This window comes from Chondromyces apiculatus DSM 436, from assembly GCF_000601485.1.
Lineage (GTDB): Bacteria > Myxococcota_A > Polyangia > Polyangiales > Polyangiaceae > Chondromyces > Chondromyces apiculatus.
In genome coordinates this window covers 1-14,553 of the sequence record NZ_ASRX01000099.1, presented here as the reverse complement: position 1 = coordinate 14,553, position 14,553 = coordinate 1, and the positions used below count along the sequence as shown (strand labels likewise).

Here is a 14,553-nt window from a genome sequence, read left to right as displayed (position 1 = left end):
CGCGCGCCCCCGCACCCCGCCGAAGCTGTATCCATGCCGGGGCACATCGAGGAGCGGTGCGGCTCACCGCATGTAGGATCGCTGCACTCCCGTGACGTCCCACCCGTGCGCGCTCCTCCTCGGCCTCCACAACGCGCCGGAGCACTTCGGCGGCGGCGCGGAACTCGGCCTCACCCTGAGCGCCAACAAGACCTTCCAGGGTGGCTTCGCCGTGAGCTTCTTGCGCAGCATCGGGCAGCTCCACGGCATCGCGCAGGTCAGCGTCCTTTCCGGACAGACCGAGGCCTTCACGGGCGCCCTCAGCGTGGGGGGCTTCTTCCACCGCGACATCACCTTCGTCGGTGGCCTGCAGATCGCCGCCGTGAACTCCACCCGCCACTTCATCGGCCTCGCCCAGGTGGGGCTCATCAACGGGCTCAGGAAGAAGAGCGACGACCGCGGGTTCGAGGTCGCGCTCCAGGTGGGCAGCGCAAACCTCACCGCGAAGAGCTTCTCCGGCGGCGTCCAGGTCGGGCTCTTCAACCTCACCCGCGAGGACTGGACCGGCGCGCTCCTCCTCGCCTGGACCGAGACCTTCCGGGGCTTCGCGCAGATCGCTCCCCTCAACGCCGCCAAGGACATCTGGGGCGCACAGATCGGCGCGGCCAACCGCTCCGAGAACCACCGGGGCCTCCAGGCCGGCGCCTTCAACCTCGCCGACCACATGCACGGCGTCCAGATCGGCGTCTTCAACCAGGCCAAGCACCCGCGCGGCCTCCAGCTCGGCCTGGTCAACCTCTCCGATCAGGGCGGCCTGCCGGTAATACCCATCGTCAACCTGAGCCCCTAGACAGCCTCCAGAGCGCCCCTCGAAGCGCGCCCAGCGTCCTCACACGTACGACTGGCCTCGCCCCCGGCCCGCCGCGTCCCCCCTCCGCGCACACCTCGCTTGCAGGCTGCCGGATCGCGGGGCAGTCTCCGCCCCCCGATGCGCCGCCCCCCGTCCCGCGCCCTCGCCGCCGCCCCTCTGGCGTGCGCCCTCGCGCTCCTCGCACTCTCCGCGCTCCCCGCGTGCTCCACCCTGGCCACCTCGCCCGACTGGGTGGGCGGCGGCCTGATCACCTCGGCGCCCATCCGCGAGGCCGAGCAGGACGCCGAGATCGAGCGCGAGCGCAAGCGCGTCGCCAGCCAGCCCCAGAAGATCGGCGCGCGCCACGCGCTCATCATGCACCGGCAGTCGAAGAGCCGCCCCGACGACATCACCCGCACCCGCGACGAGGCCAAGCAGCGCGCACAGGAGGCCCTCCTCAAGGTGCGCGGCGGCATGAAGTTCGAGGAGATGGTCGCCGAGTACAGCGACGAGCCCGGCGCCCCCGAACGCGGCGGCGACCTCGGCATCTTCGACCGCAGCACCATGGTCAAGGCCTTCTCCGACGCCGCGTTCTCGCTCAAGGTCGGCGAGATCAGCGAGGTCATCGAGAGCCCCTTCGGCTTCCACATCATCCAGCGCACCGAATGACCACGGCGCCCCGCACGGCGCAATCCACGGCGCAACCCACCTCCATGAACAAGCCCCCGCACGCCCCCACCGCCGAGCACCAGCGCCTCGAAGAGAGCCGCGACCGCCGCGAACGCTGGAAGAGCTGGGGGCCCTACCTCGCCGAGCGCGCCTGGGGCACGGTCCGCGAGGACTACAGCAAGCAAGGCCACGCCTGGGAGCACTTCCCCCACGACCACGCCCGGAGCCGCGCCTACCGCTGGAACGAGGACGGCCTCGGCGGCCTGTGCGATCGGAACCAGACCCTCTGCCTCGCCGTCGCCCTCTGGAACGAGCGCGACGCCATCCTCAAGGAGCGCGCCTTCGGCCTCTCCGGCCCCGAGGGCAACCACGGCGAGGACGTCAAGGAGGTCTACTACTACGAGGACGCCACCCCCACCGCGAGCTACCTCCGCTACCTCTACCGCTACCCCCAGCGCGCCTACCCCTACGCCGAGCTGGTCGACGCCGCGCGCCACCGCACCAGCGCCGACCCCGAGGTCAACCTCGAAGACCTCGGCGCCTTCACCGACCGCCGCTACACCGACGTCACCGTCGAGTACGCGAAGCGAAGCCCCACCGACATCCTCATGGTCATCACCGTGGAGAACCACGGCCCCGACCCGGTCCCCCTCCACGTCCTCCCCCACGTCTGGTTCCGCAACACCTGGAGCTGGTCCGACCCCCTCGGCCCTCTGCCCGAGATCCACGCCGTGGACACCCCCGAAGACCCCGGCGCTCCCGGCGCTCCCGCCTTCGTGGCCATGCGCGCCGTGCACCCCTCCGACTTCGGCACCTACCACGTCTACGTCGAGGGCGCGCCCGAGCTGCTCTTCACCAACAACGAGACTCACCACGAGCGCCTCTACGGCACCCCCTCACGCACCCCCTACGTGAAGGACGCCTTCCACGACGCGGTCGTCGGCGGCGCCCTCCGCCGCGTGAACCCCGAGCGCCGCGGCACCAAGGCGGCGAGCTGGCATCGCCTCGTCCTGCCCCCCGGCGGCAGCGCCCGCATCCGGCTCCGCCTCACCACCAACGCGCTCGCCGACGCCCTCTCCAACCCCTTCAGCGACGCCGACGCCCTCCTCGCCGAGCGGCGCCGCGAGGCCGACGCCTACTACCTCCACATCCAGGGCCCCGACCTCTCCGACGACCACCGCCTCATCCACCGGCAGGCCGCCGCGGGTCTGCTCTGGACCATGCAGTTCTACAACTACGACGTCGACATCTGGCTCCGCGGCGACGCCATCACCCCGCCCCCCGAGCGCTTCCAGGGCCGCAACAACCACTGGCGCCACCTCTCCATCGCCGACGTCATCTCCATGCCCGACGCCTGGGAGTACCCCTGGTTCGCCGCCTGGGACCTCGCCTTCCACGCCGTCGCCCTCTCCGCGATCGACATCGACCTCGCCAAGGCCCAGCTCAAGCTCCTCGTGAAGGAGTGGTACCAGCACCCGAGCGGCCAGCTCCCCGCCTACGAGTGGGAGTTCTCGGACCTGAACCCCCCGGTGCACGCCTGGGCCACCTTCCAGCTCTACAAGATCGAGCGCCGCCAGCGCGGCACGGGCGACAAGGTCTTCCTCGAACGCGTCTTCCACAAGCTGCTCATCAACTTCGCCTGGTGGGTCAACCGCCGCGACGTCCAGGGGAACAACGTCTTCGAGGGCGGCTTCCTCGGCCTCGACAACATCTCCCTCTTCGACAGGAGCGAAGCCCTCCCCCCGGGCATGCGCCTTGAACAGGCCGACGCCACCGCCTGGATGGCCATGTACTGCCTCGACCTCATGCGCATCGCCCTGGAGCTCGCGCAGGACAACTCCGCCTACGAGGACCTCGCCAGCAAGTTCCTCGAGCACTTCCTCCGCATCGCCTACGCCCTGCACCACGTCGACGGTGGCCTGCCCCTCTGGTCCGAGGAAGACGGCTTCTACTTCGACGTCCTCCAGAACGGCGACCACAGCCAGCACCTCAAGATCCGCAGCGTCGTCGGCCTCATCCCCCTCTTCGCGGTGCACGTCATCCCCCCCGAGGTCTACCGGAACCTCGACAACTTCCGCCGCCGCACCGAGTGGTTCCTCACCCGGAACCCCCACCTCGCCGAGGCCATCACCATCCGCCCCGACGGCCGCAAGGTCCTGAGCGCCGTCCCTCCGGGCCGCCTCGAACGTGTCCTCGGCCACCTCTTCAACGAAGCCGAGTTCCTCTCCCCCCACGGCCCCCGTTCCCTCTCCCGCGAGCACGCCGCGCACCCCATGCGCCTCGCAGGTGCCGACCACGAGGTCCGCTACGAGCCTGGCGAGTCCCCCGACCGCATGAAGGGCGGCAACTCCAACTGGCGCGGCCCCGTGTGGTTCCCCATGGGCTACCTCCTCTGCCGCTCCCTGCTCCGCCTCGACCACGGCTTCGGCGACCGCCTCCTCATCCCCGGCTCGAACGGCCACGCCCCCCGCACCCCCCGCGAGGCCGCACTGGAACTCGCGTGCCGCATGGTCTCCATCTTCGAGCGCGGCCCTGACGGCCGCCGCCCCGTCTACGGCGACGACGACCTCTTCCAGCACGACCCCCACTTCCGCGACCGCATCCTCTTCTTCGAGTACTTCCACGGCGACACCGGCAAGGGCCTCGGCGCCGCCCACCAGACCGGCTGGACCGCCCTCGTCGGCGACCTCATCCTCCGCCTCGCCCGCGCCCGCAGACACCGCGGCTGACCCACCCTTCCGGCCTCGCCGCGCCCCTGCTACGCCCGATCGCCATGAGCGATCGACCCGTCTCTCAGGCCCTCTTCGCGCGCGCCAGCGCCGTCCTCCCCGGCGGCGTCAACAGCCCCGTCCGCGCCTTCCGCGCCGTCGGCGGCGCCCCGGTGTTCATCGCCCGCGCCAACAAGGCGCGCCTCATCAGCGCCGACGGCGCCGAGTACATCGACTTCGTCAACTCCTGGGGCCCTGCCATCCTCGGCCACGGCCACCCTGCCGTCGTCGAAGCCGTCCGCGAAGCCGCGACCGGCGGCCTCTCCTTCGGCGCCCCCACCGAACTCGAGGTCCTCTTCGCCGAGCGCCTCCGCGGCTTCTACCCGAGCCTTGACAAGCTCCGCTGTGTCTCCAGCGGCACCGAGGCCACCATGAGCGCCATCCGCGTCGCCCGCGGCTTCACCCGCCGCGACGTCATCGTCAAGTTCGAGGGCTGCTACCACGGCCACGCCGACCACCTCCTCGTCAAAGCCGGCAGCGGCCTCGCCACCTTCGGCGTCCCCGACTCCGCCGGCGTCCCCGAGGCCATCGCCCGCCTCACCCTCCCCCTCCCCTACAACGACGCGGACGCCCTCCGCGAAGCCTTCGCCAACCGCGGCAAGGAGATCGCCGCCATCATCCTCGAACCCGTCGTCGGCAACATGGGCTGCGTCCCCCCCGAGCCTGGCTTCCTCCAGCTCGTCATCGACCTCTGCCGCGAGCACGGCGCCCTCTCCATCTTCGACGAGGTGATGACCGGCTGCCGCCTCGCCCCTGGCGGCGCCCAGGAGCGCTTCGGCCTGCGCCCCGACCTCACCACCCTCGGCAAGATCATCGGCGGCGGCATGCCCCTCGCAGCCTACGGCGGCCGCGACGACGTGATGAGCATCGTCGCCCCCCTCGGCCCCGTCTATCAGGCCGGCACCTTGAGCGGGAACCCTGTCGCCGTCTCCGCCGGCCTCGCCACCCTCGCCCAGCTCACCCCTGCCCTCTACGAGCGCCTCGAAGCCCTCGGGGCCGCCCTCGAAGAAGGTTTCCGCGCCGCCGCCCGCGACGCCGGCGTCCCTGCCTGCGTCCAGCGCGTGGGCTCCATGATCACCCTCTTCTTCCGCGAGGGCCCCGTCCGCAACTGGACCGACGCCTCCGGCAGCGACACCAAGCGCTTCGCCACCTGGCACGCCGGCATGCTCGCCCGCGGCATCTACTGGCCCCCCTCGCAGTACGAGGCCGCCTTCCTCTGCGGCGCCCTCACCGACGCCGACATCACCCGCACCATCCAGGCCTGCCGCGAGTCCCTCGCCGCCTGATCAGCCCTCAGCAGTACGTGCATCCCGCCAAGGACGGACCACCCACGCAGCAGCGTGGCGGAGGCGCGTGCCCCCGCTCCGCACCTCGACGCTGGGACGCCCTCAGTTCGCCAGCCGCGTCGCCATCAGGTCCACGAGCGCCTGGATGGCTGGCCGGTAGCCGAAGTCGCTCGTTGCCGGATCGCTGAGCTGCGCCGGGCAGATCGAGCTGGTCACCCCTCGCTCTCCGAGCTGCTGGAGGACGCTGAGCTGCCGCAGGCCCGGGTACGCCTTCGCGGCCGTCTGCACCTGCCCGTCGCACACCGGAATGTCGGCGCCCCTGCCGCAATCGCACCCGGGTCCGTTGTCCGAGCAGTCCCGCGGCACTGCCAGATCGAAGGTGCACGCGAACTGCAGATCGCTGTTCGGCGGGCTCGGGTTCCACTCACCGCCGTTGATCGGGTTGCCCACAGGCACGCCCGCCCGCGGCGACGACGACTCCTGCATGTACGGGCTCGACGGCGGCACGTAGCTCTCCGGGTCACCCAGGATGGCGTCCCACGCCCCGCTCGCGCCGAGCTCCGCGGCGCTCTTGAAACCCTGCCCGAGGTCGAACGGATCGCGCGCGATCTCCTGCCACGGCACCCCTACGATCCCCCCGAGGATCACCAGCCTCGGATCCCGGATCGTGCTGTTCCCGTCGCTCGGATCGAGGTCCGAGAAGATCGGGTTCGGCACCAGGTTGCCCTGCCTGTCGGCGATCGTCGGCGAGGTCAACGCCTGCACGTAGCGGCTCGTCGGGTACATGAAATCGATCCCGAACCGCCGCTTCTGGTCGAAGCAGCGCTGGTTCGGATGATCCTCGGCCGCCGCCGTGATCAGCGGGCCCTGGTCCGGGTCGCCGCCCACGTAACAGGTCGGGTCCACCGCGCAGCCCGCGGGCACCGCCTGCGCGCACGACGCGCAGCAAGCGTCGCCCGGATCGGTCGCGCACACTGCGCGCGCCTTCGGCAGGTGGAAATTGTTCCCGTACGTCGCCCCCAGGAAGTACTGCCCCTCCTCCCGCATGGAGCAATCGTTCTCGTCGGTCAGCATCAGCACCACCAGCATCGAATCGGGCCGCAGGAACTCCGCCCGCTGCTGCAGCAAGACCTGGTCGACCCCCTGCGGCTGCGCCTGGGAGTTCGTGACCACAAGCTGGTTGTAAGGCGCGGGATCGGCGAGGAACCGGTACCATCCTTCCAGCGACGCCTCGTATCCGCACCCGGCCTGACCGACGCCGAGCACCATGTCGCTGAACGTGGACACCAGCGCCTCGCGGTCCATCTCCCCCGGCGGCGTCCCCTGAGCCACCGGATCCCAGAACAGGAACCCCTTGCTCTGGTACGTCGGAACATCGCCCTCCTGGTCAGGCGCGGAGCGCGCGAGCAAGTGACCCCGATCGTTGTTGCTCGGGGAACCGACGGTGCTGCACACATCGCCGCCGAACCCGCCGATGCTCGAGCTGAGCACCCCGAGGTGCAGATCGAGCACCGGCATGAACCGCCGGACCATCCCCGGAGGACAGGGGTCCGTGCCGGTCTGCGGCTGCGACGGCGCGACGACCACCCCGCCCTCCTCCTTGGCGACGCACTCCGGGTTCGTCAGCGACTGCACCAGGTCGGTCATCGCCTGCCCCAGCACCTCCTGCTTGTCGGCCATCCCCTGCGAGTTGTCGACCACCAGCAGCAGGTCGACCTTGGTTGCCCTCGGCATCGGCCCTCCTGCATCGTCCGCACCTGCACCCACGCTGACGGTCACGCTCGGGCCCGTACCGCCCTCGCCGCCCCCGCCTCCAGCGCCTCCTCCGAGGCACCCGCCCAGCGCCAGCACCCCGACCCCCACCGCACCCACGGCGCAGCTCACCCCTGACTTCGCGAACCGGAAGCCCATCACGTCTTCTCCTTCTGACCGACGGCAATAACGCCCGCGCTCCGGACCTCCCTGGCCCTGTCAGCGGCTGTCTGTCGTGGAGTGGGTGGGAGGGGGCCCGCCCCGCCATTTGCGAATCGCGCGAATGGTGCGGTCTGTGCGGTCGATCAGGGAACGTGAAGGTCGTTCACGCGAAGAACACCCGGACGCAGCTCACAGCCGCGTCGCCATGCGTTCGACGAGCGCATGGACCGCCGGCCGGTAACCGAAGTCGTCCGCGAAAGGATCGGTGAGCTGCGCGGGACAGATGGAGCCCGTAGCTCCCTGATCCCCCATCTGCTGAAGGACGCTGAGCTGCCGCAGGCCCGGGTACGCCTTCGCTCTGAGCTGCGTGCTCCCCTCGCACAGCGGAATGTCGTCGCTCTTCGCGCACTCGCACCCCGGCTGGTTCGTCGAGCAGTCCATCGGCTCCGGCAGCTCGAAGATGCACGCGAACTGCAGGTCGCTGTTCATCGAGTTCGGATTCCACTCGCTCCCGTTGATCGGATTGCCCGCCGGGATCCCTCGCGGATGCATCGACTCCCTCATGTACGGGCTCGTCGGCGCCACATAGCTCTCCGGATCGCCGAGGATCACGTCCCATGTCCCGCTCGCGCTCAGCTCCCCGGCGCTCATGAACCCCTTTCCGAGGTCCGCCTCGTCGCGCGCAAGGTGCTGCCAGGGCACCCCCAGGATCCCCCCGATCATCACCAGCCCCGGATCGCGGATGGTGGTGTTGCCGTCGCTCGGATCGAGGTCCGAGAAGATCGGGTTCGGCACCAGCTCCCCCTGCCTGTTGGCGATCGTCGGCGAGGAGAGCGCCTGCACGTAACGCTCCGTCGGGTACAGGAAATCGATCCCGAACCGCCGCTTCTGCTCGAAGCAGCGCAGGTTCGGGTGATCCTCGGACACATTCGTCATCAGCGGGCCCTGGCTCGGATCCCCGTTCGGGTAGCAGGTCGGGTCCACCGCGCAGCCCGCGGGCACCGCCTGCGCGCACGACGCGCAGCAAGCGTCGCCCGGATCCGTCGCGCACACCGCGCGCGCCTTGGGCAGGTGGAAATTGTTCCCGTACGTCGCCGCCAGGTAGTACTGCCCCTCCTCCCGCACGGAGCAGTCGCTCTCGTCGGAGAGCATCAGGATCGCCAGGAGCGAGTCGGGCCGCAGGAAGTCCGCCCGCTGCTGCAACAGCTCCGTATCCAGGCCTTGCGGCGTGACGTTGCTGCCGACGAGGGCCAGCTCCTGGTAGGGCGCGGGGTCCGCGAGGAACCGGTACCACCCCTCCAGCGGCGCCTCGTAGCCGCACCCCGCCTGCCCCACCCCGCGCACCATCTGCTCGAACGTCTGGGTGACGACCACCGCGTTCGACTCGCCAGGTGGGTCATACCGCAGGGCGGAGTCCAGGAGGAGGAACCCGCTGTCCCGGTACGTCGGGAGATTGCCTTGATCGGGCGCCCAGCGCGCGAGCAGGTGCCCCCTGTCGTTGTTGGTCCTCGAGTCCATGACCTGGCACGCATCTCCCCCGTATCCGCCAATGCTGGAGCTGACGATCCCGAGGTGGATATCGATGACCGGCGTGAACCACCGCTCCATCCCTGGAGGACACGGATCCAGTCCGCTCGCCGGACGCGACGACGGCTCGATCCCGCTCTTGTCGATGCAGAGCGGGTTCGTCAGCGACTCCACCAGCTCATTCAGCGCCAGCGCCAGGACCTCCTGCTTGTCCGCCATCGACTGCGAGTTGTCGATCATCAGCAGCAGGTCGACCTTGTCCGCCTTCGGGAGCGGCCCCGGCGGCTCCGTCGGCTCTCCCGCGCCGCTGCCGCTGTCGCCATCCCCCTCCGCGACCACGGCACCGCCCACGTTCGACATGCCCTCGCAGCCGCTCCCCACCAGCAGGCCGACCCCGAGGACCCCCACCACCCCTGCCATCGAGAACCGGAAACCCATCACATTCCTCGTCCTGTCGGGTAACCGAAAGAAGCTGCCGGGTGCCCAGCAAGGCCCGCAACGCCCCGCAAGCACGCCTATTCTGCGACGGATCCTCGTGGGCACCCAGCCCGAAACAAAACGAGCCGCTCAGGTCGCCCCGACCGGCCTTCCCCGCTCTTCGTCAGCTCACAGCCGCGGCGCCATCTGCTCGATGAGCGCCCGCACCGCCGGTCGGTAGCCGAAGGTATCCGACGTCGCGTCATCGAGCTGCGCCGGGCAGATCGACCCCGTCACACCCTGGTCCCCCATCTGCTGGATGACGCTGAGCTGCCGCAAGCCCGGGTACGCCTTCGCCCTGAGCTGCGTGCTCCCCTCGCACAGCGGGATGTCGTTGCTCTTCGCGCAGTCGCACCCCGGCTGGTTCGTCGAGCAGTCCATCGGCTCCGGCAGCTCGAAGGTGCACGCAAACTGCAGGTCGCTGTTCGGCACGTTCGGGTTCCACTCGCTCCCGTTGATCGGGTTGCCCGCCGGAATCCCTCGCGGATGAACCGACTCCTTCATGTACGGGCTCACCGGCGCCACGTAGCTCTCCGGGTCCCCGAGGATCACGTCCCACGTCCCGCTCGCGCTCAGCTCCGCGGCACTCTTGAACCCCTGCGTGAGGTCTGCCTCGTCACGCGCGAGGTGCTGCCACGGCACCCCCACGATCCCCCCGACCATCACCAGCCGCGGATCCCGGGCCGGAGAACTCCCGTCGCTCGGGTCGAGGTCCGAGAAGATCGGGTTCGGCACCAGCTCCCCCTGCCTGTTGGCGATCGTCGGCGAGGAGAGCGCCTGCACGTAACGCTCCGTCGGGTACAGGAAGTCAATCCCGAACCGCCGCTTCTGCTCGAAGCAGCGCAGGTTCGGATGATCCTCGACCGCATTCGTCATCAGCGGCCCCTGGCTCGGGTCCCCGTTGGGGAAGCAGGTCGGGTCCACCGCGCAGCCCGCGGGTACCGCCTGCGCGCACGACGCGCAGCACGGATCACCGGGATCGGTCGCGCACACCGCGCGCGCCTTGGGCAGGTGGAAATTGTTCCCGTACGTCGCCGCCAGGTAGTACTGCCCTCCCTCCCGGATGGAGCAATCACTCTCGTCCGAGAGCATCATCACCACCAGCAGCGAGTCGGACCGCAGGAACTCCGCCCGCTGCTGCAGCAGCGCCGTATCTACCCCTTGCGGCGTGGCGCTGCCCCCGCTGACCGTCAGCACGTTGTAAGGCTCGGGATCGGCGAGGAACCGATACCACCCCTCCAGCGGCGCCTCGTACCCGCAGCCCTGCTGCCCGACGCCGACCACCATCTGCGCGAACGAGTCCGTCAGCGCCTCCCGATCCGTCTCGCCCGGAGGCGTCCCCTGCGACAGCGGATCCCAGAACAGGAACCCCTTGTTCTCGTACGTCGGCAGATCGTTCGTCGTCTGCGACGGCGAGGACCGCGCCAGCAGGTGCCCCCTGTCATTGTTGCTCGGAGAGCCCGCCGTGCTGCACACATCCCCTCCGTACCCACCGATGCTGGAGCTGACGATCCCCACGTGGATGTCGTTCACCGGCATGAACCACCGGCTGGTCCCGGAAGGACACGGATCCGCAGCGCTCGCCGGCCGCGTCGGCAGCAGCACCCCGCCCGGGTCGATGCAGAGCGGATTCGTCAGCGACTCCACCAGATCGGTCAGCGCCAGCGCCAGCGCCTGCTGCTTGTCCGCCATCGACTGCGAGTTGTCGATCATCAACAGCAGATCGACCTTGTCCGCCTTCGGCATCGGCCCTACCGGCCCTTTCCCCCCCGCTCCCCCGCCGAACCCGCCCTCACCGCCCTCACCGCCCTCACCGCCCGCAGCGCCGACCCCACCAGCCCCGCCAGCCGCGCCCACACCGCCTTCACCACCGCCCCCCCCGGCCGAGCCTCCCACGCACGCGCTCAGCGCCAGCGCGCCAAGCACCAAGGCGCACCTCACCCCTGACCTCACGAACCGCAAGCCCATACGCCCACTCCTTCTGACCGACGCAAATGACGCCCCGTACTCCGGACCTTCCCGGCACCCGGCGGCTGTCTGTCGTGGAGTGAGTGGCAGCGCCTCGGCCCCGCCATCTGAGAATCGTCAGGAAAGTTGAAGCCGGCTCACTGCACGAACGCCTGCAAGCGCGTGGCATGCGGGCTGTTTGGAAACGCGCGCAGAAACGCCGCAGCGCGGGCCGAGGCCGCCGCCCGGTTGCCCGTGCGGTACAGCGCCTCGATCGTCAGCGCCTCGCGCTCCTGAACGAGGACCCCTTGCGGAAACCGCACCCGCACCTCGTCGAGCTTCTGCATCGCCCCCCCCGCGTCACCGCGCCTCAGCGCATCACGCGCCTCACCGAGCATCCGGCTCTCCTCACGCAGACGGCTCGCCCTCTCCGCCACAGCCGCCGGCGTCGTATCCAGCGCCGCCCCCTCCCCCGTACCCGACACCCTTCCGGAAGCCCCTGGCGACAGCGGCTCCCCTTGCGCCCCCACCTCTCTCCGCGCAGCCTCCCCGGACCCCGGCTCTCCCGCAGCCCCGCTGCCCTGCGCCAGCTCCCCGCCCACGGAGAACCCTCGCCCCCCCGGCTCTCCCCCCCTCGCCGACTCCTGCCCCGCCACCTGCTGCGCCACCGGCACCGGAGCCGTCCCTCCCGTCACCTCCGTCGGTACCGGAGGGTACGCAGGAGCCGACGAGAACGGCGCCCCCCGCATCCGCGCCGCTGCAGGCCCAGCCCCCCGCGACTCCACCGACACCGAAGACCCCCGCTGAGGCTGCGGCGTCTCCGACGTCGCCGCCGTGTACCCCCCCACGACGAGCGCCGCCCCGAGCACCCCTGCCGCCACCGACTTCGCGATCCCCACCCACGCGAGGTGCCCCGCAACCTGCGCTGCCTCCGCAACCTGCGCTGCCTCCGCAACCTGCGCTGCCCCCGCAACCTGCCCCGCGCCAGCCCCTGTCTGCGTCGCGGTCGCCGTCACGCCAGCATCGATCGGCCCCGCATCCGGTGGCCCCGCATCCGGTGGCCCACCGTCGGGAGACCCATCCGGCCCACCGTCGAGGGGCCCGATCTGAGCGAGCAGCGCGCGCCACACCTCGTCCTGCGCCCCCGCTGGAGGCTGCATCGCGCGCCCCGTTCTCAGGAGATCCATCTCCTGCGGCGTCGCCCCACCTCCCCCCTCGTCACCGAGATCAAGCCATCGCCTGGGGTCGCTCATCGCTCCCCTCCTGCCTTCTTCAAGCCTGCCAGGTTGCTCGCCGCCACTCCATGGAACTGGTCACGTGCATGGAACCGCGCCGCCGCCTTCTTGAACGTCTCCCGCGCGAGGCGAAGCCGCGAGTACACGGTCCCCACCGAGATCCCCAGGGCCTCGGCGATGTCCTCTCCCGTCATTTCTTCGAGTTCGAAGAGCGTGAACACCGCACGCTGCTCCAAGGGAAGCTCATCGAGCATCCTTTCGAGCACCGCCAGCGCCTGGCGACGCTCCGCCACCGCCGCCACATCCACGCGCTCGTCCGCGCAGTCGAGCAGGGGCTCGTCACCATCCGCGCGGCGACGCTCATGCGCGAGCTTCTTGCGATCACTCGCGACGCGGTAACAGATGCCGAACAGCCAGGTGGAGAGCTTCGACTTCCCCTCGAACTCCGCAAGCTTCCTGTGCACGACGAGAAAGACGTCCTGCGCGGCGTCCTGCACGTCACTCTCCCGCACCCCGAGCCGGCGAAGCGATCGCCAGACGAACCGGAAGTGCTGCTCGTACACCTCCCGGAAGTTCATGGTCCGCTGGCGCTACAATAAACCGTCATGCGACCCTGCAGGAGCGGCTTGCGTCATGTCTCTCCCCTGAGTGGAGGCGGTCCCGGGCCGCCATCAAGGAATCGACACGCGGAGCCCCGCCCCCACCAAGAACCCGATGGGTGACGGGTCGAAGGCCGAGACGACCGTGAGCGTCTGGGCCCCCACCGGCCCCTCCACGCGGTCAATGGTGAGTTCCTCGGTGACGAGCGGCGCGACCACGGAGGCGCGCGCCGACCAGCCGAGTGGCCCCACGATGGGCCCTTCACCGAGGAGGAGGGCTCCGAGCCCCATCCAGAGAACCGTCGCCTGGCGGTCCGGGTTGTACCCCCGCCCCACCCCGGTGAAGGCGCCGAGCATGGGCTGGGCACACGCAGAGAGGCGAGGGCCATCGAGGCGTCCCGCGACGGCAGCACACGCGCGCGCCGTGGCGAGGGCGAGGGAGACGTCGACCTCTCCCGGGGGGACGTCGAGGGTGCGGCTGGGGAGCCAGAGGGCCCCCGCGGCAAAGGAGACGCGCGGGAGGCGGAGCGAGGCTTCCGCATAGAAGGCCCAGGAAAAAGGCGTGAGGAGTCCGAGGGTCTGAGCGGCCCCGAGGTCGAGGGAGAGGTCCCACGGTTTGTCGGGAGGCGCTGGCGCGGGAGGTCGGGGCAAGATGCTGCCGGGAGCAGTGGCAAGGAGCCCGGGGGGAGCGGGAGCAGGAGCGGGACGTATCTGCACGGAGCCCACGGGGGGCGTCACAGGGCGCGGTGAGAGGTTCCCATCCGGAAGCGGCGTGGCAGGTGGCTCGGGTTCGGGCGCAGGGCGCGAGGGTGCCTCGCTGTCGAGGAGGATGGCGAGGGTGATGACCAGGGCTTCGGCGAGGCCAGCGCAGGTGGGTCCCGGGTCGGAGATCTGGCGGGTGAGGCCTCCAGCCTGGAGGATGGCGGCGTAATCGGCCTCGGGCCGGAAGATCTGGATGTCGTAGGCCGGCGCGGAAGGGTCGACGCTCTGGGGGTCGAGGGCGGGGCGCTTCATGGCCACCTCGACGGCGGCAGCGAGGGCGCGGGCGTCGGGGCAGTCGGAGGCTTCGGGGGCGCGGAGGACGGTGAGGCGCGCAGGAGGAGGCGTCGTGGGGGGCGGGGCGGCGGCTGCGGGAGCGGGAGCGAGGAGCAGGGGGAGGGAGAGGCAGACGGAGAGCGAGAGAGAGACGGAGACAGGGAACGGGAGGCAGCGAGAGAGGGGGGCTGCAGTCGCGGGGGCGGGGACGCCTGCGCCAGAAGGGCGGCGAGGGCTGGGTCTCCGAGGGGGCGGCTGGGGCACGGG

General features: G+C 70.4%; 9 protein-coding genes and 1 pseudogene. 4 read left to right on the top strand and 6 right to left on the bottom strand.

The window, feature by feature from the left end:
• Nucleotides 1–91 precede the first annotated feature (91 nt).
• The 4 genes from CAP_RS39325 (at nucleotide 92) to hemL (ending at nucleotide 5,552) form a co-directional block, all read left to right on the top strand.
• A complete protein-coding gene (locus CAP_RS39325; RefSeq protein WP_044250541.1) occupies nucleotides 92–829 on the top strand; it encodes an LA_2272 family surface repeat-containing protein in 738 nt (245 codons plus the stop codon).
• A gap of 138 nt (nucleotides 830–967) precedes the next feature.
• Nucleotides 968–1,498 carry a peptidylprolyl isomerase gene (locus CAP_RS46565; protein WP_052376770.1) on the top strand — a complete coding sequence of 177 codons (531 nt, stop codon included), beginning with the start codon at nucleotides 968–970 and terminating at the stop codon, nucleotides 1,496–1,498.
• A gap of 44 nt (nucleotides 1,499–1,542) precedes the next feature.
• On the top strand, nucleotides 1,543–4,227 hold the full coding sequence (locus tag CAP_RS39315) for an MGH1-like glycoside hydrolase domain-containing protein (RefSeq protein WP_044250584.1): 2,685 nt from the start codon (nucleotides 1,543–1,545) through the stop codon (nucleotides 4,225–4,227).
• 44 nt (nucleotides 4,228–4,271) lie between these two features.
• Nucleotides 4,272–5,552 (top strand): glutamate-1-semialdehyde 2,1-aminomutase, encoded by a 1,281-nt coding sequence (gene hemL / locus CAP_RS39310; RefSeq protein ID WP_044250539.1) that lies wholly within the window; start codon nucleotides 4,272–4,274, stop codon nucleotides 5,550–5,552.
• 102 nt (nucleotides 5,553–5,654) lie between these two features.
• Here the strand turns inward: hemL and CAP_RS39305 are convergent, their stop codons facing one another.
• The 6 genes and pseudogenes from CAP_RS39305 to CAP_RS52990 form a co-directional block, all read right to left on the bottom strand.
• The gene (locus tag CAP_RS39305) at nucleotides 5,655–7,463 is read right to left on the bottom strand and encodes a hypothetical protein (protein WP_052376769.1); all 1,809 of its coding nucleotides are present in this window, start codon (nucleotides 7,461–7,463) and stop codon (nucleotides 5,655–5,657) included.
• A gap of 192 nt (nucleotides 7,464–7,655) precedes the next feature.
• On the bottom strand, nucleotides 7,656–9,431 hold the full coding sequence (locus tag CAP_RS39300) for a hypothetical protein (RefSeq protein WP_052376768.1): 1,776 nt from the start codon (nucleotides 9,429–9,431) through the stop codon (nucleotides 7,656–7,658).
• A gap of 168 nt (nucleotides 9,432–9,599) precedes the next feature.
• Nucleotides 9,600–11,396, bottom strand: a complete 1,797-nt coding sequence (locus tag CAP_RS39295) for a hypothetical protein (RefSeq protein WP_231511969.1) — start codon at nucleotides 11,394–11,396, stop codon at nucleotides 9,600–9,602.
• A 179-nt stretch (nucleotides 11,397–11,575) separates the two neighbouring features.
• Nucleotides 11,576–12,670: an outer membrane protein assembly factor BamD gene (gene bamD / locus CAP_RS46560; protein ID WP_052376766.1), complete on the bottom strand. Its 1,095-nt coding sequence runs from the start codon at nucleotides 12,668–12,670 to the stop codon at nucleotides 11,576–11,578.
• A complete protein-coding gene (locus CAP_RS39285) occupies nucleotides 12,667–13,230 on the bottom strand; it encodes an RNA polymerase sigma factor (RefSeq protein ID WP_081865739.1) in 564 nt (187 codons plus the stop codon). Before CAP_RS39285 ends, bamD begins: the two co-directional genes overlap by 4 nt.
• A 93-nt stretch (nucleotides 13,231–13,323) precedes the next feature.
• A pseudogene (locus tag CAP_RS52990) lies at nucleotides 13,324–14,553 on the bottom strand (hypothetical protein); the annotation flags it as partial.

Excerpts from the sequence above, each read along its gene's own strand:
- CAP_RS39315 (WP_044250584.1), top strand. The coding sequence starts at position 1,543 with ATGAACAAGCCCCCGCACGCCCCCACCGCCGAGCACCAGCGCCTCGAA.
- CAP_RS39300 (WP_052376768.1), bottom strand. The coding sequence starts at position 9,431 with ATGGGTTTCCGGTTCTCGATGGCAGGGGTGGTGGGGGTCCTCGGGGTC.
- CAP_RS39285 (WP_081865739.1), bottom strand. The coding sequence starts at position 13,230 with ATGAACTTCCGGGAGGTGTACGAGCAGCACTTCCGGTTCGTCTGGCGA.
- CAP_RS46565 (WP_052376770.1), top strand. The coding sequence starts at position 968 with ATGCGCCGCCCCCCGTCCCGCGCCCTCGCCGCCGCCCCTCTGGCGTGC.
- hemL (WP_044250539.1), top strand. The coding sequence starts at position 4,272 with ATGAGCGATCGACCCGTCTCTCAGGCCCTCTTCGCGCGCGCCAGCGCC.
- CAP_RS39305 (WP_052376769.1), bottom strand. The coding sequence starts at position 7,463 with ATGGGCTTCCGGTTCGCGAAGTCAGGGGTGAGCTGCGCCGTGGGTGCG.
- bamD (WP_052376766.1), bottom strand. The coding sequence starts at position 12,670 with ATGAGCGACCCCAGGCGATGGCTTGATCTCGGTGACGAGGGGGGAGGT.